The 264-nt window shown below is 57.2% G+C and carries 1 protein-coding gene; it reads right to left on the reverse strand.

What is annotated here, in order from left to right:
- On the reverse strand, window positions 1-262 hold a 262-nt coding region (locus SB756_RS31165), incomplete at its 3' end, for a class I tRNA ligase family protein (RefSeq protein ID WP_410913382.1).
- Between the last annotated feature and the right edge of the window lie 2 nt (window positions 263-264).

Below are 264 nucleotides of genomic sequence, written 5' to 3' on the forward strand. Positions count from 1 at the left end.
GTTCTTCAAAGGCCGTATCACTGCCGAGCCGCGCTGAGGCTGCCCAGTAGCGCACACCGTCACTTCCATACTGGTCGAGCAAGGCTTGAGGGGTGACCACATTCCCCTTGGACTTAGACATTTTCTTACGGTCGGGATCAAGGATCCATCCGGAGAGCGCGACATGCCGCCATGGCACGCAAGCGTGTTCAAACTGGCTGCGTACCAGAGTCGAGAATAGCCAGGTCCGGATTATGTCGTGACCTTGGGGTCTGAGATCCATGG

The sequence above is a fragment of the Pseudomonas sp. SIMBA_068 genome, from assembly GCF_046534705.1.
Classification (GTDB): Bacteria; Pseudomonadota; Gammaproteobacteria; order Pseudomonadales; family Pseudomonadaceae; genus Aquipseudomonas; species Aquipseudomonas putida.